At 72.9% G+C, this 16,679-nt stretch carries 13 protein-coding genes; 8 read left to right on the top strand and 5 right to left on the bottom strand.

Annotated features, from left to right (window positions below; all coding sequences use genetic code 11):
• The first annotated feature begins 3 nt into the window (after window positions 1-3).
• The 3 genes from AMK31_RS34180 (at window position 4) to AMK31_RS34170 (ending at window position 4,963) form a co-directional block, all read left to right on the top strand.
• Window positions 4-2,070, top strand: a complete 2,067-nt coding sequence (locus AMK31_RS34180; protein WP_073944624.1) for an iron ABC transporter permease — start codon at window positions 4-6, stop codon at window positions 2,068-2,070.
• Window positions 2,071-2,582: 512 nt separating this feature from the next.
• Window positions 2,583-3,809, top strand: a complete 1,227-nt coding sequence (locus AMK31_RS34175; RefSeq protein WP_073944623.1) for a cation:proton antiporter — start codon at window positions 2,583-2,585, stop codon at window positions 3,807-3,809.
• Between the two features lie 98 nt (window positions 3,810-3,907).
• Window positions 3,908-4,963 (top strand): PucR family transcriptional regulator, encoded by a 1,056-nt coding sequence (locus AMK31_RS34170; protein WP_073944622.1) that lies wholly within the window; start codon window positions 3,908-3,910, stop codon window positions 4,961-4,963.
• A 19-nt stretch (window positions 4,964-4,982) separates the two neighbouring features.
• Here AMK31_RS34170 and AMK31_RS34165 read toward each other — a convergent pair whose 3' ends face one another.
• Window positions 4,983-5,453, bottom strand: a complete 471-nt coding sequence (locus AMK31_RS34165; protein ID WP_073944621.1) for a cation:proton antiporter regulatory subunit — start codon at window positions 5,451-5,453, stop codon at window positions 4,983-4,985.
• 79 nt (window positions 5,454-5,532) lie between these two features.
• Here AMK31_RS34165 and AMK31_RS34160 point away from each other — a divergent pair, with 79 nt between their 5' ends.
• The gene (locus tag AMK31_RS34160; protein ID WP_073944620.1) at window positions 5,533-5,958 is read left to right on the top strand and encodes a hypothetical protein; all 426 of its coding nucleotides are present in this window, start codon (window positions 5,533-5,535) and stop codon (window positions 5,956-5,958) included.
• Between the two features lie 161 nt (window positions 5,959-6,119).
• Here the strand turns inward: AMK31_RS34160 and AMK31_RS34155 are convergent, their stop codons facing one another.
• Window positions 6,120-8,855, bottom strand: coding sequence for a M4 family metallopeptidase (locus tag AMK31_RS34155; protein ID WP_241842816.1), 2,736 nt, complete (start codon window positions 8,853-8,855; stop codon window positions 6,120-6,122).
• A gap of 408 nt (window positions 8,856-9,263) precedes the next feature.
• Here AMK31_RS34155 and AMK31_RS34150 point away from each other — a divergent pair, with 408 nt between their 5' ends.
• Window positions 9,264-9,659 (top strand): VOC family protein, encoded by a 396-nt coding sequence (locus AMK31_RS34150; RefSeq protein ID WP_073944618.1) that lies wholly within the window; start codon window positions 9,264-9,266, stop codon window positions 9,657-9,659.
• Window positions 9,660-9,677: 18 nt separating this feature from the next.
• Here AMK31_RS34150 and AMK31_RS34145 read toward each other — a convergent pair whose 3' ends face one another.
• Window positions 9,678-10,406: a hypothetical protein gene (locus tag AMK31_RS34145; RefSeq protein ID WP_073944617.1), complete on the bottom strand. Its 729-nt coding sequence runs from the start codon at window positions 10,404-10,406 to the stop codon at window positions 9,678-9,680.
• A gap of 182 nt (window positions 10,407-10,588) precedes the next feature.
• Between AMK31_RS34145 and AMK31_RS34140 the strand changes: the two genes are divergently transcribed.
• From AMK31_RS34140 to katG, 3 genes are all read left to right on the top strand, one after another.
• Window positions 10,589-12,655 (top strand): galactose-binding domain-containing protein, encoded by a 2,067-nt coding sequence (locus AMK31_RS34140; protein ID WP_241842815.1) that lies wholly within the window; start codon window positions 10,589-10,591, stop codon window positions 12,653-12,655.
• 117 nt (window positions 12,656-12,772) lie between these two features.
• Window positions 12,773-13,207, top strand: coding sequence for a Fur family transcriptional regulator (locus AMK31_RS34135; RefSeq protein ID WP_073944616.1), 435 nt, complete (start codon window positions 12,773-12,775; stop codon window positions 13,205-13,207).
• A 33-nt stretch (window positions 13,208-13,240) separates the two neighbouring features.
• Complete coding sequence (gene katG, locus AMK31_RS34130; RefSeq protein WP_073944615.1) at window positions 13,241-15,463, top strand: catalase/peroxidase HPI; 2,223 nt, start codon at window positions 13,241-13,243, stop codon at window positions 15,461-15,463.
• A gap of 138 nt (window positions 15,464-15,601) precedes the next feature.
• On the opposite strand, the gene AMK31_RS34125 is transcribed toward katG, so the two are convergent.
• Both AMK31_RS34125 and AMK31_RS34120 read right to left on the bottom strand, forming a co-directional pair.
• A complete protein-coding gene (locus tag AMK31_RS34125; RefSeq protein WP_073944614.1) occupies window positions 15,602-15,922 on the bottom strand; it encodes a DUF2795 domain-containing protein in 321 nt (106 codons plus the stop codon).
• A gap of 78 nt (window positions 15,923-16,000) precedes the next feature.
• Window positions 16,001-16,642 (bottom strand): LysE family translocator, encoded by a 642-nt coding sequence (locus AMK31_RS34120; RefSeq protein WP_073944695.1) that lies wholly within the window; start codon window positions 16,640-16,642, stop codon window positions 16,001-16,003.
• Window positions 16,643-16,679 lie beyond the last annotated feature (37 nt).

Raw genomic sequence — 16,679 nt, 5'->3', positions numbered from 1 at the left:
ACCATGGCCGTCACCGCGACAACTCCCGCCACCCGTCCGTCGGCGGCGACCTCCCGGACGGGCGCGGCCGCGGTGACGGCCGCCCTGGTCCTGCTCGTCGCCTGCCTCGCCGTCGTCGACATCACCCAGGGCACGGCGGCGGTCGGCGCCCCGGAGGTCTGGAAGGCGCTCACCGGACGGGCCGACCCGGGCGACGCGTCCGTCGTCATCGCCTCGCGGCTGCCGCGCATGGCCGCCGGACTGCTCGTCGGCGTCGTGCTCGGCATGGCGGGCACCGCCCTGCAGGCGGTCAGCCGCAACGTCCTCGCCTCACCCGACACCCTCGCCGTGAACGCCGGTTCCTATCTGGCGCTCGGACTCGCCGCCGTCACGGGTGTCTCGCTCCCGCTGCTCGCCTCGTCCGGCGTCGCGTTCGTCGGCGGCCTCGCCGCGGCGGCCGTCGTGCTCGGGCTGTCCGGCCTGGGCGCGGGCACCGTACGGCTCGTCCTCGCGGGCAGCGCCCTCACCCTCGGTCTCACCGCTGTCACCGAGGGACTGCTCCTGCTGTTCCCCCGGGAGACCGAGGGCCTCTACGCGTGGAACCAGGGCAGCATCGCCCAGAACGGTTTCGACGGCGTGCTGCAGATGGTTCCCCTCGCCGTGCTCGGCCTGGCGGGGCTGCTGCTCCTCGCCCGCCGGATCGACGCCCTGGCCCTCGGCGACGACGCCGCACGCGGCCTCGGCGTCCCGGTCCGGGCCACCCGCGTCACCGCGGTCGTGCTCGCGGCCCTGCTGTCCACGGCCGCCGTCACCCTGGCCGGACCGATCGGCTTCGTCGGCCTGTGCGCCCCCGCCCTGGTCCGCCCGCTGGCCCGCCGGTTCCGCGCGTTCACCCGGACACGCGTCGGCATTCCGGTCGCGGGTCTCGTCGGCGCGGCTCTGGTGCTCGGCTCGGACGTGCTGCTGCGCGCCGTCATACCGGCGGACGTCGCCGTGGCCGTGCCCACCGGCGTCGTCACCAGCCTCCTCGGCGCCGTGTTCGTGGTCGTCATGGCCACCCGGGTCCGCGACACCGCCGGGGCCCCCGCGGCGGACCGGCTGCGCATCAGGAGCCGGGCGGTTTTCGTGACCACCACGGCCGTCCTGGCGGTCCTGCTCGTCGGCGTCACCGTGGCCGGCGTCCTGCTGGGCGACTCCAAACTGCTCCTGGGCGACGTGCTGAACTGGGCGCAGGGCCGGGCCGGACAGACCGTCACGTTCGTCCTCGACACCCGTGTGCCCCGCGTCCTCGCCGCCCTCCTCGCGGGCGCGGCGCTCGCCCTGGCCGGCACGCTCGTCCAGGCCGTCACCCGCAACCCGCTCGCGGAACCCGGCATCCTCGGAGTCTCCGGCGGTGCCGCGCTCGGTGCCGTGCTGCTGGTGACCACGGTGCCGGTGGCCGGGTCGTGGAGCGTCGCGGGCGCGGCGTTCGCGGGTGCCGCCGCCAGTTCCGTGCTCGTCTTCGGCCTCGCCGCGCGGGGCGGGTTCCAGCAGAACCGGCTCGTCCTCGTCGGCTTCGGTGTCGCCACCGGCGCGGCCGCGCTGATCAGCCTGCTCATCATCCTCACCGACCCGTTCAACGCGACGAAGGCCCTCACCTGGCTTTCGGGTTCCACGTACGGCCGGTCGCTGCCCGACGTGGTGCCGCTCGCGGTCGTGCTCGCCGTGGGTGTGTTCGTCGCCGTCGCACGGCGTGCGGAACTCGACCTGGTGTCGCTCGACGAGGACACGCCGAGGCTCCTCGGGCTCGCCCTGGGGCGGGGGCGCCTCGGCTTCCTCACCCTGAGCGTCCTGCTCAGCGGCGCGGCCGTGGCCGCCGCCGGCACGATCGGCTTCGTGGGACTCGTCGCCCCGCACGCGGCCCGGGCCCTGGTGGGCCGCCGGCACACCCGGGTGGTGCCGGTCGCCGTGCTGCTCGGCGCCATCCTGGTCTGCACCGCCGACCTGGTCGGCCGGACCGTGATCGCCCCGGCCCAACTCGGCGCCGGCCTCATGACCGCGCTGATCGGCACGCCGTACTTCCTCTGCCTGCTGGTGCGCAGCCGCCGTTAGACGAAGGCGGCTTCCGCATCGGGAAGGCCCGGGGAACGCGCGGTCGCGCCCCCGGGCCTTCCCATGCCGACACGCGGTGCGTCCCCGCTCCCGCCGGCCTGCCCAGCGGAGACCAACTGGATACGGCCTATAGGCATTTCGTCATACGGTAAACTTCGTTACCGAGCCTAAACGCTCTGCTGAGCGGTTGATCGCTCATTCTGTGGGGTTCGCGTTTTCCGGTGTTCCGGGATCTCGGTGCGATGGGGGGACATGGCATGAAGCGACCTGTGCGCATCGACAACACCGCTCGTGACAGCGTCCCTGATCCGGGCACCGCCGTCCTCGGCTTCTGATCTCTCTCTTCCCGATCCGCCCTCGCCGGCCGGCACCCGGCCGCCCGGGGCAGTCGCCGACGACCCCTTCCGCCCCACCCTTCGCTCACGCGTGGCAGCGCCCGCCCGCTCGCCGCCGCCCTTGCCACGAAGGCACAGACGCCGCCGTCGCCGAACCGAACCGGAGGACCGACGCCCGTGCACGACACGACCGCCATGCTCATCGAACTGGGAGCGATCATCCTCGCCCTCGGCCTGCTGGGCCGCCTCGCCGGACGTGTGGGTTTCTCACCCATACCCCTCTACCTCCTGGCCGGACTCGCCTTCGGCCACGGCGGCGTCCTGCCCCTGCAGGCCAGCGAGGAGTTCGTCGCCACCGGCGCCGAGATCGGCGTCATCCTGCTGCTGCTCCTGCTCGGCCTGGAGTACAGCGCGTCCGAACTCGTCACCACCCTCAAGACCCAATACCCCTCCGGCGCGGTCGACTTCGTCCTCAACGCGGCACCCGGCGCCGCCGCCGCACTCGTCCTCGGCTGGGGGCCGGTCGCCGCCGTCGCGCTGGCCGGCGTCACCTGGATCTCCTCCTCCGGCGTCATCGCCAAGGTCCTCGGCGACCTGCGCCGGCTCGGCAACCGCGAAACCCCCGTCGTGCTCGGCGTCCTCGTCATCGAGGACCTCGCCATGGCCCTCTATCTGCCGATCCTCACCGCCCTGCTGGCCGGCGTCAGCCTGGCGGGCGGTGCCGTCACCCTGCTGATCTCCCTCGGCACCGTCGGCGCCGTCCTCTACGTCGCGCTCCGCCACGGACGGCTGATCAGCCGCGCGGTCTCCTCCGACAACGCGGAACTGCTGCTGCTGGTCGTCCTCGGCCTCACCCTGCTCGTCGCCGGCATCGCCCAGGAACTCCAGGTCTCGGCGGCCGTCGGCGCCTTCCTGGTCGGCATCGCCGTGTCCGGTGAGGTCGCCGAAGGCGCGAGCAGCCTCCTCACCCCGCTGCGGGACCTGTTCGCCGCCGTCTTCTTCGTCTTCTTCGGCCTGTCCACCGACCCCGCCGACATCCCGCCGGTCCTCGTCCCGGCCCTGCTCCTCGCCGTCGCGACCGCCCTCACCAAGGTCGCCACCGGCTGGTACGCCGCGCGCCGCGCCGGAATCCGGGGCGCGGGCCGCTGGCGGGCGGGCGGCACCCTCGTCGCCCGCGGCGAGTTCTCCATCGTCATCGCCGGACTCGCCGTCGGCGTCGAGCCCCGCATCGGGCCGCTGGCCACCGCGTACGTCCTGATCCTGGTCGTCATGGGCCCTCTCACCGCCCGCTACACAGAACCGCTCGCCCGCCGTCTCCGTCTCACCCGTCGGCCCCTCGCGTCGCGGCTGGAAAACGACCCCGTCGACGCGGAGCAGGCCGAGTCCGCGCACGTGACCGTCTGACAGCGGTGGCGACCGGCTTCAGGATCAGGCGGGTCCGGCCGGTGGACGCCCCACACCCGAGGCAGGACCCGCCGACCCGGCCATGGGCAGGAGGCATTGTGACCGTGCACGACACGCCTGGTGAGTTCCTCGACGGCTACGTCCGGATCCTGGCGGAAGCCGCCGCCACCGGCCGCCGCCTCACCCGTGAGGAACTGAGCTCCCGCCGCGAACTGGGCGCCCGCGCCGCCGCGTCGGGCCACAGCTGGCGGGTGCTGGTCCGCGAGCATCTCGCGGCCAGCCGCACCGGCTGGCCCGCCGCGGCCGCCCCGGACAGCGTCCTGTCCGTCATGCAGCAGGCCCTGGACGCCTTCGCGGACGGCTACGAGCACGCCCAGCGCCTGGTCGTACGCCAGGAGGAGGCGGCCAGACGGGAGTTCATCGACGACCTGCTCCACGGCCGCGGCGACGCCGGCCACCTCGCCGCGCGCGCCGAACGGTTCGGGCTGCGCCTGTCGCGCGCCCACGCCGTCGCCGTCGCCGAAGGACCCGCCAAGTACGACGAGACCGACCGCGTGCCCCGCCAGGTGCAGGAGGCGCTGTTCGGCCGTTTCGAGAACCGGCGGATCCTGTTCACCACCAAGGGCGGCCGGATGGTCTGCGTCGCCCCCGGCGACCAGGACGACGTCCTGACCCACTTCGCCGAACAGGCCCGCGCCGCCACCGGCGGCGGCCGGGTCGCCCTCGGCCGCCCCCGCCCCGGCGCCATCGGCATCGGACACAGCTACGAGGAAGCCCTCAACGCCCTCGACGTCGCCGCGCGCATGGGCTTCGACGAGCCGCTGCTACGCGCCGCCGACCTGCTGGTCTTCCCCGTCCTGGCCCGTGACCGGCAGGCCCTGGTGGACCTCGTGCGCGGCACCCTCAGCCCGCTGGAGCAGGCCCGCGGCGGGGCCCGGCCGCTGCTCGACACGCTGGCCGCCTACTTCGACACCGGCTGCGTGGCCGCCGAGACCGCCCGCCGCCTGTCACTGAGCGTCCGGGCCCTGACGTACCGCCTGGCCCGCGTCCACACCCTGACCGGCACCGACCCCACCGACCCCGCCCACCGCTACACCCTGCAGACCGCGGTTCTCGGCGCCCGCCTGCTCGACTGGCCGGCCCGGCCGCTGTGAGCGGCGGCGCGCCGACGGCTCACTCCCGCCCGAGAATCACCGCGGCGGCCTCCACGCCCTCGCGCGTGCCGATCACGATCAGGGTGTCGCCGCCGGACAGCCGGAAGTCCGGCCCGGGGGAGGGGATCGCCTCGGCACGGCGCAGTACGGCCACGATCGACACCCCGGTCTCCGTACGCATCCGGGTCTCGCCCAGCAGCCGGCCGTTCCAGTGCGACCCCGCCGACAGCGTGATCCGCTCCGCCACCAGCCCCAGCTCGGTCGTCGACAGCAGGTTCGGGCTGTGGTGCGCGGGCATCAGCGCATCCACGAGCGTCGCGGCCTCCGCCGAGGTCAGCCGCACGGACAGCGCGCAGGCGTCCGGATCGTCCTCCTGGTACGCGTTCACCGTGCGGGCACCGTCGCGGTGGGCGACCACCGACAGCCGGCGCCGCTCCCGCGTGGTCAGGTCGTAGCGCACGCCGATGCCCGGCAACGGCGTACTGCTCATGCGCGCAGCGCCCACGAGTGTCTCCCCTGTCTGGTTGGGGCGTTACTTCGACCGGTCGTTCGATGACACCCTAACGAGCATGGTTGAGTGGGTGTCGTTCAGCACCGGGGCCCGGCCCGTTCCCAGGCCCGTCGCCACACCGCTGGTGTGGGCCACGGCGTCCGTCGGCGCGCTGCTGACGGTGGCGGTCCTCAACACCCTCGTCGGCCCCGGCCGGCCGTCGCTCGCCCTGACCGGTCTGTCCCTGCTCGCCGCGCTGCTGGGCCTGCGCGCCCACTTCGCCGCGGCCCCCGGCACGGCCGTCCTGTGCTGGCTGTTCCTCAACGGCTTCGCCGTCCCGCCCCTCGGCATCCTCACCTGGACCGGGCACCGCGACATGTTCTGGCTCACCTGCCTGCTCGCCGCGGCCCTGCTGGGCACGACACTGGCCCGCCTCCATCACGCCCACGCCGCCTACCGCCGCGTCGCGGTGCCGGAAGCGGACTGTGATCCGCGCGGCCTCTGAACACAGGCCGCGCACAGGCCACACAGGCCACACGGCCACACAGGCCACACGGCCACACGGCCACACAGGCCACACGGCCACACAGGCCGTGCAGGCCGCATCGAGGAGGCCGCCGGCCCGGCGGGGTTCCGCCCGCCGGGCCGGCCGCCTGCCCGCTTACGTCAGCCGCACTTGCCGGTCGGCCGCTTCCGGGTCACCACGTTGCTGACGCCCGTGGTGGCGTCGAGCCACAGCACCCGGGTGCCGTCGGCCGCCGCGGCCGAGAGCTGCTCGCCCCGGTTGCAGGAGACCCGGCTGCGGCGCGGGTCCCCGCCGTCGGCATCCGCCGCGAACTGCCAGAGCTTGGCGAGGTACTCGTTGCGGAACTCGGGGACCGGTGTCCGGGCCTCCATCGTCACCGCCTCCTCCGAGGCCGTCACGTCACGGACGTTCAGGGCCGCCGGGCCGGTCTCCGGGCTGAGGTCCGTGACGCCCGAGCCGTCGAGCGCGGCACGGCGCAGCGCCGTCGTGCCGTTCTGGCCGATCTCGTCGAGCAGCCAGTACACGTGCCCGCCGTTGACCGCCGTCGGCCCCAGACCGGCCCCCGGGGCCGCCTGGTGGACCACCGTGCTCTCGCCGGTCGCCACATCGAGCACCCGGGTCGCGTACTCGTACGTGCTGCCCGACACCCGGTGCCGTGTCTGGTAGGCGATCCTGCCGTGGCTCAGTGACGGGAAGAACGCCGAACTGTAGGTGCCCCCGCCGAGCGACACCTTGTTCTCGGGGTCCTTCAGACTCAGATACGTCACCCCGCGTCTCCCGCCGTGGTTGTGGTGCTCGAACGTCACGACGTCGCCCTCGACGGCCACCGCGGAGCCGGTGCTCCGGCCGGACCACAGCGTCTTTACGGGCCCGCCCGCCAGCGGCCGGGCCAGGACCTCCACCGGGCCGGACCCGTACGCCACCCACACCACGGTCTTCCCGTCGGTGGCCGGGTTCACGTGATAGCGGCCGTCGTTGGGGCTCATCAGTCTCAGCTGCCCCTTTCCGTCCGTGCGCCCCGCCCACACCGAGTACGGCTCCGAGCCGTCCTCGTTCGATCTGGAGGCCGCCCACCAGCCGCCGCCCGCGCCCAGGCGCGAGTCGTAGGTGTTGACGCGCTCGAGCACCAGGTCGGAGTCGATGCCGAGGGCCAGCTCCCAGTTGGGCACGATGCCATGGGCGTCGAAGGCCCGCCGGACGGCCGTCAGGTCCTGCCCGCCCGCCTTCAGGTCCTTGGCGGCCGCGATCACCGCGTTCCGTCCCTGGGTGAAGCCGTCGAGCGGGGTGAGGTACTCCGTGAGCGCCTTGTAGACGATCCGGTCGGCGAGTTCGGGGCCGAGGTCCCGGCGGATGTCCCACAAGGCACCGGCGAAGATCGTCGAGTTGAGGTGGACGCCGCCGTTGTCGGTGCCGAAGCCCACGCCGAGGAAGGACGCGGTGGTGGTCCGCCCGTCGTCGAGGTCGCGGAAGGCGCAGTCGCGCGGGGCCTTGGTGCGGCACAGCGCCTCACCCACCAGCCCGGAGTCCGGGCTGTCCATGGGGATGCCGAGCACGTCCGTCTCGATGGCGTTGCCGAAGTAGTCGGCGATCGCCTCGTTCAGGGCGCCGGACTGGCCGGCGTAGACGAGATCGGCGGAGTGCTCGACGACACCGTGGGTCATCTCGTGCCCGACGACGTCCAGTGCGGCGGAGAGCGGACGGTATTCGGCGTCGCCGGAGCCGTACACCATCTTCCGGCCGTCCCAGAAGGCGTTGACGTACGGCTGCCCGTAGTCGGTGACGCCGACGAGGGAGTCGACCGTCATGCCCCGCCCGTCCAGGCTGTCCCGGCCGTGCCTCGCCTTGTAGTAGTCGTACACCTCCCCGGCGGCCCAGTGCGCGTCCACCGCGCCCGCCTCGGTCGCCTCGGCGCCGAACGCGGGTGTGGGCGAGGCGAACTCGTCGATGGTCTCGGGCCAGGCGCCGGCCCATTGACTGGCCCACTTGCCGCGCGCGTCCCAGGTGGCGAGGACGTTGCCGGTGTCCTGCGGCAGGCGGGAGCGGTCGCGCAGCACGTAGGCGCCGCGCCCCTCGTCGTGCGTGACCTGGAGGCCGACCGCCGTACCGTCCAGCTTGACGCCGGAACCCGCCTCCGCGGCGACGGGTTCACCGGCGCGGCGGCCGGCCGCCGCCCCCTCCGTCGCCGCCCGGGGCGCGCCGAACGTCTTGATACCGCTGTACTGGAGGACCGGATAGCCGGCCCGTGCGTCGACGTACACCTCGCGCAGTACCGGCTCCCCGAGCGCCGGGTCGTCGCCGCGCACGGTGATGTGCCGGGTGAGCGTACCGGTACCGGTGGGCAGGACGACCAGGCCGTGGGAGGTGCCGGTGAGCGGCGTCCCGCCCTCCTCGGCCGCCTCGTACGCGGTGAACCGCTCCGTGCCCAGCTCGGCGAGGACGGCGTCGACCGCCCGCTCGACGGCGAGCGCGTCGTCGACCTCCGCCGTGGTGTCCGTGCGCAGCCCGGTGAAGTACCGGCCCGACGTGCCGGTGACGACCCGTCCGCCGTCCCGCTCCCGCTCCATGCGCACCACGTACTCGCCGCCGAGGACCGGCACGCCGCGGTGCGTCTGCCGCAGCCGTACGGTCTCCTGGCCGTCGTCCGCCGTGACCGTCCCCACGGGCTCCAGGTCCCGCCCGGCGTCCGCGATCCGGTAGCGGTCCCGCCGCTCGGCGAGGTACGCCCGCGCCGCGCCCGCCGCGTTCCGTGCCGCCGGGGCCTGCTCCCGGATGCCCTCCACCAGGGCGGGCGTCCGAGTGCTCTGCCCGGGAATCACCTCTCCCGGACTCGGCGGCACGGGCGCCGCCTCCGCCGCCGTCGCCTGGGCGGGCAGCACCGGGACGACGAGTGCGGCGACGCCGATCAGCGCCGCCGCACCGGATATGCCGCCTCTTCGTGCTCTGGATAACCCCGCCCGTCTTTCCGATCTCGCTCTGGACCGGCCCACGGTCCCCCCATCCCTCACGGGTCCGAACCCGGCGGCGGTCACCGCCGGGCGGAGCAATGAAACCGATGACGCCACGAGTCATCAACGGGGCGTGGGTTTCCACGGATCACTTCCGGCCCCTCGCGGCGAGGCCCCCTCGCGGCGAGGCCCCGGCACGGCGGGGACCGGCCACCGCTTCGTGAGGGTGAAGAGCGCACCACCATCCGGACGCCGCCCGCGTGGCGGCGGTCCGGGCCGCGGCGCGGGTGGTGTGCCCTGAGAGGCCAGGACGCTCCACCAGCGAAGGAGACAGACGGCATGTTCGGACAGGCGCAGGCGTTCAGCGGCTTCTCGGTCGACGATCTCGACGCGGCCCGCCGCTTCTACGGCGAGAAGCTGGGCCTGCGGGTCGAGGAGACCGGGCAGGGCGACATGCGGCTCCTGACCCTGAGGCTGGGCGGCGGCGCGAACGTCCTCGTCTACCCGAAGGAGACGCACACCCCGGCGTCGTTCACGATCCTCAACTTCCCCGTGGACGACATCGACGCGGCGGTCGCGGAGCTGGAGCGGCGAGGCGTCACCCTGGAGCGCTACACCGGGTTCGACCACGACGAGAAGGGCGTCGTCCGGGCCGGCGACGGCGACGGCCCCGCGGCGATCGCGTGGTTCACCGACCCGGCGGGGAACGTCCTCTCCGTGATCCAGGAGAGCTGACCCGGCCGTCGCTCCCGGTCAGCCCATCCGGTCGTCCGCCGTGACCGGGTACGTCTCCAGGTCCGGGTCGGCCAGCAGGTCGGCGATCAGTTCCGCGGAGCCGCCGACGTAGGTGCTGACCAGGTCCACGTCACCGCCCACGCACCAGGCGCGGTCCTGCGGCCACCACAGGTCGGGCAGCTCGGCGAACTCGTCGACGGTGACGGGGGAGACGGCGTCGGCGAGGGTGCCGGTGAGCAGCACCTCGTCCCGGCCGGGCGTCTCGAAGGAGGGGAACCGGTCGAAGTCCCAGCGCCCGTAGCCGTTCCAGAGGCCGTACCAGCACCGGTCCGGAGTGCGGGTGTGCCGGGCCAGGACGGGGATCAGGGCCTCGGCGACGGCGGGCGGCGTCGGGCCCTCCGCCGGGTGCTCGTCCCAGACGCCGGGCAGGCCGTACTCGGAGGCGTTCTGGTAGGTGTCGTCCATCCCGGTCAGTTCGTGCCAGCGGGTGGTCGGCGTGACCGTACGTCCGTGGGCCGCGGCCACCGTCGCCCAGCGCACCGGCCGTTCTTCCAGCGAGGCCGGGTGCAGCACCCGGACGTAGGCGTCGAAGCCCGGCGCGGCCACGCCGGCCACGATCCCCAACGCGCCGTGCTCGGCGGCTCGTTCGACGAGCCACTGGGCCGGGCCGAGGTCGGCGGTCCGCACGCGCAGCCGTCCGTAGTGCTCCGGAGCGGGTTCCTGGTGGACCAGGCGGTAGTCGTTCACGGGGTCCAGTCTCGCCGACGGGTCCGGGCCCGACGGGTCCGGCCTCCGATGGTTGCCGCACGCATCTTGACTCTTCGGGCGCCCCCGGCGATCCTGTCGGCTACCTTGCGCCGGACATGACAAGCCAGGCGAGCGTGCCCGGCTCGTCGGCCGTGCATCCCGTCGACCGAGGGACGTGGGCAGTGACCGTGGCTCGACGCTCGTACCGCCGCCGGAAGCACGCCACCATACCGGCGCTGCTGCTCCTCGTCCTGGCCATGGTCCTGGGCACCGCGCCCAGCTCCGCGGCCGGAACCGACTGGTGGACCCCCACCGCACGCCCCGCCCCCGACTCGGCGATCGGCGTCACCGGCGAGCCCTTCACCGGCACCGACGCCCAGGGCGAGGTGCGCGGATTCGTCGACGCCCACAACCACCTGTTCTCCAACGAGGCCTTCGGCGGCCGGCTCATCTGCGGCAAGACCTTCTCCGAGGCGGGCATCGCCGACGCCCTCAAGGACTGCTCCGAGCACTACCCCGACGGATCGCTGGCGGTCTTCGACTTCATCACCAACGGCGGCGACGGCAGGCACGACCCCGTCGGCTGGCCCACCTTCAAGGACTGGCCCGCCCACGACTCCCTCACCCACCAGCAGAACTACTACGCCTGGGTGGAACGCGCCTGGCGCGGCGGCCAGCGGGTGCTCGTCAACGACCTCGTCACCAACGGCGTGATCTGCTCGGTCTACTTCTTCAAGGACCGCGGCTGCGACGAGATGACCTCCATCCGGCTCCAGGCCAAGCTGACCTACGACCTCCAGGCCTACGTCGACCGGATGTACGGCGGCCCCGGCAAGGGCTGGTTCCGCGTCGTCACCGACAGCGCGCAGGCCCGCCGGGTGATCGAGCAGGGCAAGCTGGCCGTGGTCCTCGGCGTCGAGACCTCCGAGCCCTTCGGCTGCAAGCAGATCCTCGACGTGCCGCAGTGCAGCAAGGAGGACATCGACAAGGGGCTGGACGAGCTGTACGCGCTGGGCGTGCGCAGCATGTTCCTGTGCCACAAGTTCGACAACGCGCTGTGCGGCGTCCGCTTCGACTCCGGCACGCTCGGCACCGCCATCAACGTCGGCCAGTTCCTGTCCACCGGCACCTTCTGGAAGACCGAGAAGTGCACCGGCCCGCAGGCCGACAACCCCATCGGCCTCGCCGCGGCCCCGTCTGCCGAGAAGCGGCTCCCGGCGGGCGTCGCCGTCCCCTCGTACGACGAGGACGCCCGGTGCAACGCGCGCGGACTCACCGCGCTCGGCGAGTACGCCGTGCGCGGCATGATGCAGCGCAAGATGATGCTCGAGATCGACCACATGAGCGTCAAGGCCACCGGCCGGGTGCTCGACATCTTCGAGGCCGAGTCCTACCCGGGCGTGCTCTCCTCGCACAGCTGGATGGACCAGGACTGGACCGAGCGCGTCTACCGCCTCGGCGGCTTCATCGCCCAGTACATGCACGGCTCCGAGGGCTTCGTCGCCGAGGCCCGGCGCACCGACGCGCTGCGCGAGAAGTACGACGCCGGCTACGGCTACGGCACCGACATGAACGGCGTCGGCGGCTGGCCGGGCCCGCGGGGCGCCGACACCGGCAACCCCGTCCGCTACCCGTTCCGCAGCGTCGACGGCGGCTCCCTCATCGACCGTCAGACCACCGGCGAACGCACCTGGGACCTGAACACCGACGGCGCCGCCCACTACGGGCTCGTCCCCGACTGGATCGAGGACATCCGGCAGGTCGGCGGCCGGGACGTGGTCGACGACCTGTTCCGCGGCGCCGAGTCCTACCTCGGCACCTGGGGCGCCGTCGAAGGACACCGGGCGGAGACGAACCTGGCCGCCGGCGCCACCGCCACGGCCAGTTCCACCGAGTGGTGGAACCCCTTCACCAGCTACGCGCCGGGCCGGGCCGTCGACGGCTCCCGGGACACCCGCTGGGCCAGCGAGTGGAGCGACGGCCAGTGGCTGCGCGTCGACCTGGGCGCCACCCGGCTGGTCGGCCGCGTCACCCTCGACTGGGAACGCGCGTACGGGAAGTCGTACCGTGTCGAGCTCTCCACGGACGGCGTGAACTGGCGGACCGCCTGGTCCACGACGGCCGGTGACGGCGGCCTGGACACCGCGCGGTTCACGCCCACGCCGGCCCGCCACGTCCGTGTCCAGGGCGTGGAGCGCGGCACCGGCTGGGGCTACTCGCTCCACGAAGTGGGCGTCCACAGCCGCTGATCCGCCCCGGCCCCGAACCGCACCACCCTCCCGTCGCCCGGACCCCCTGGTACGGCCACTCAACTTGAACGGTTTGTTTTCTTTAATAGTTCGTGTTTAGCCGGTAGGTTGGCCCCCATGACCGCATCCGGGCCCCCGACCACCGCCGACGAACTGCGCGGTGCCGGCCTGCGGGTGACGGCCGCCCGCGTCGCGATGCTCGAGACCGTGCGCGCCGGCGACCACCTCGGCGTCGAGGCGATCGCCGCCGGAGTGCGCGAGCGCGTGGGCCACATCTCGCTGCAAGCCGTGTACGAGGCACTGCACGCGCTCGCCTCGGCGGGACTCGTCCGCCGCATCGAGCCCCCCGGCAGCCCGACCCTCTACGAGGGCCGGGTCGGGGACAACCACCACCACCTCGTGTGCCGTTCGTGCGGCGTCGTCGCCGACGTCGACTGCGCCGTCGGCCACGCCCCCTGCCTGACCGCGTCGGATGACCGCGGCTTCGCGATCGACGAGGCCGAGGTCATCTACTGGGGCCTGTGCCCCGCCTGTTCCACCAGCAGTTCCTGAGCTCCGTGATCACTAGTTCGGAAGGCTTTTTCCATGGCTGAGAACCCCGATGCGATCGTCACCGACCCCAAGGCGGAGGGCGCCGGAGGCTGCCCGGTCGCGCACGGGCGTGCGCTGCACCCGACCCAGGGCGGTGGCAACCGCCAGTGGTGGCCGGAGCGGCTGAACCTCAAGATCCTCGCCAAGAACCCCGCCGTGGCGAACCCGCTCGGCGAGGAGTTCGACTACGCCGAGGCGTTCAAGGCCCTCGACCTGCCCGCCGTGAAACGGGACATCGCCGAGGTGCTGACCACCTCGCAGGACTGGTGGCCGGCCGACTTCGGCCACTACGGGCCGTTCATCATCCGCATGGCGTGGCACAGCGCGGGCACCTACCGCATCAGCGACGGCCGCGGCGGCGCCGGCGCCGGACAGCAGCGCTTCGCCCCGCTGAACAGCTGGCCGGACAACGCCAACCTGGACAAGGCCCGCCGGCTGCTGTGGCCGGTGAAGAAGAAGTACGGCCAGAGCCTGTCCTGGGCCGACCTGATGATCCTCGCCGGCAACGTCGCCCTGGAGTCCATGGGCTTCAAGACCTTCGGCTTCGGCGGCGGCCGCGAGGACGTCTGGGAGCCGGAGGAGGACGTCTACTGGGGCCCCGAGACCACCTGGCTCGACGACCAGCGCTACACCGGCGACCGCGAGCTGGAGAACCCGCTCGGCGCCGTCCAGATGGGCCTGATCTACGTCAACCCGGAGGGCCCCAACGGCAACCCGGACCCGCTGGCCGCGGCCCGCGACATCCGTGAGACCTTCCGCCGCATGGCGATGAACGACGAGGAGACCGTCGCCCTCATCGCCGGCGGCCACACCTTCGGCAAGACCCACGGCGCCGGCCCGGCCGACCACGTCGGCAACGACCCCGAGGCCGCCTCCATGGAGGAGCAGGGCCTCGGCTGGAAGAGCACCTACGGCTCCGGCAAGGGCGCGGACACCATCACCTCCGGCCTGGAGGTCACCTGGACCAGCTCGCCGACCAAGTGGAGCAACAACTTCTTCTGGAACCTCTTCAGCTTCGAGTGGGAGCTGACCGAGTCCCCGGCCGGCGCCAAGCAGTGGCGGCCGAAGGGCGGCGCCGGCGAGGGCACGGTCCCCTCGGCGCACGACGCGCAGAAGAAGATCGCGCCGGGCATGCTCACCACCGACCTGGCGCTCCGCTTCGACCCGGTCTACGAGCAGATCTCCCGCCGCTTCCTGGAGAACCCGGACCAGTTCGCCGACGCCTTCGCGCGCGCCTGGTACAAGCTGACCCACCGCGACATGGGCCCGAAGTCGCTGTACCTCGGCCCGGAGGTCCCGGCGGAGACGCTGCTGTGGCAGGACCCGCTGCCGGAGCGGGAGGGTGAGGTCATCGACGCCGCCGACGTCGCGGCGCTCAAGGCCAGGGTCCTCGACTCGGACCTGACCGTCGCGCAGCTGGTCGGCACCGCCTGGGCGTCCGCCTCGACGTTCCGCGGCAGCGACAAGCGCGGTGGCGCCAACGGCGCCCGCATCCGCCTGGAGCCGCAGCGCAACTGGGAGGTCAACGACCCCGACCAGCTCGCGGTCGTGCTCAGCACCCTGGAGAGCATCCAGCAGGAGTGGAACACCGGCACAAAGAAGGTGTCCCTCGCCGACCTGATCGTCCTCGCCGGCTCGGCCGCCGTCGAGAAGGCCGCCAAGGACGCCGGCTTCGACATCGAGGTGCCGTTCACCCCGGGCCGCGTCGACGCGACCGAAGAGCACACCGACGCGGAGTCCTTCGCCGCGCTGGAGCCGACCGCCGACGGCTTCCGCAACTACCTGGGCAAGGGCAACCGCCTGCCGGCCGAGTACCTGCTGCTCGACCGGGCCAACCTGCTCACCCTGAGCGCCCCCGAGATGACCGTCCTCGTCGGTGGTCTGCGCGTGCTCGGCGCCACCCACCAGCAGTCGCAGCTCGGCGTCCTCACCGACACCCCGGGCGCGCTGACCAACGACTTCTTCGTCAACCTGCTCGACCTGGGCACGACGTGGAAGGCCACCTCGGAGGACCAGACCACCTTCGAGGGCCGCGACGCCGCCACGGGCGAGCTGAAGTGGGCCGGCAGCCGGGCCGACCTGGTCTTCGGCTCGAACTCCGAGCTGCGCGCGCTCGCCGAGGTGTACGCGAGCGACGACGCGAAGGAGAAGTTCGTGAACGACTTCGTCGCCGCGTGGGTCAAGGTCATGGAGCTGGACCGGTACGACCTGGTCTGACCGTGACAGTGGCTTGATCATGACTGTGGCTCGATCATGACTCCGGGCTGACGGCAGTCCGGCAGTCCAGCGGTCAAGCGGCCCGGCAGCACACGGCGCCCGGGGCGGCCCTCAACGGCCGGCCCGGGCGCCGTCGCGTCAGCGGTCCAGCTCCTCCTGTATCGGCGTCTTCGGCGCGTCCCGCAGATGCTGCGACTGGCCCGGCTTGCCGCCCATGCGGGCCTGCTCCGCCTGCTGGGCGCGCGTCAGGCCGAGGTCGGAATCCGGGGCCAACCGCACCGACCGGGCCACATCGTCGCGGTTCGTGTAGTTCTCCTGCGGCATGCCGCGCAGCGCGGCAACGACGTCCTGCGAGGCCCCCGCCCGGCGTGCCGCATCGATCAGTTTCTCCTTGTCCGCGGGGAAGTCGACGTCCTTGATGGCGTCCACCACGTCGCGGGCACTCGTCGCTCGGTCCATGGCTGCCTCTCCAAGCTCGTGTCCGCCCCTACCGGGTAACCACGAGCGCCCCGGTGCTCACCACGGCCGCACGACGGATCAGTCCTTGCGCCCCGTCACCGCCACCGTCACACCCAGCCCCATCATCGTCAGGCCGCCGGCGCCGCCCACCAGGGAGAGCCGCCGGGGAGAGCGGGCGAACCAGTCGCGGGCCGTGGCCGCGGCCAGCCCCCAGACACTGTCGCAGGCCAGCGCGATGACGTTGAAGACGAGACCCAGCAGGAGCATCTGCGCGACCACGTGCCCGGCGTCCCGGTCGACGAACTGGGGGAGTACGGCGGCGAAGAACACCATCGTCTTGGGGTTGGCCACCCCCACCGCGAACCCCTCCCACAGCGTGCGCAGCCCGCCCTGCCCGGCACCCCCGCCGCCGGTGAGCGCGCCCCGCAGCGCGCCTCGCTGCCGCCACGCCCTCACCCCCAGGTACAGCAGCCAGGCGGCGCCCGCGAGCTTGAGCACCGTGAAGACCACGACCGAGCGCTCGACGAGCGACCCCACCCCCAGGGCCACCGCGACGACCAGCACATACGCGCCCAGCGTGTTCCCCAGGACGGAGGTCAGCGCGGCGCGCCGCCCCGCGGCGAGGGCCCGCCCGACGACGAACAGCACACTCGGCCCGGGGACGACGATCAGCAGCGACGACATGGCCGCGAAGGCCACCAGACGGTCGACGGTCGGCATGCCCGCCATGGAAACACGCGCACGCCACCCGGCTCAG

The organism is Streptomyces sp. TSRI0107 (genome assembly GCF_001905845.1).
Classification (GTDB): domain Bacteria; phylum Actinomycetota; class Actinomycetes; order Streptomycetales; family Streptomycetaceae; genus Streptomyces.
Note: the sequence above shows the minus strand (reverse complement) of the source record. Positions and strands in the feature narration are given on the sequence as shown.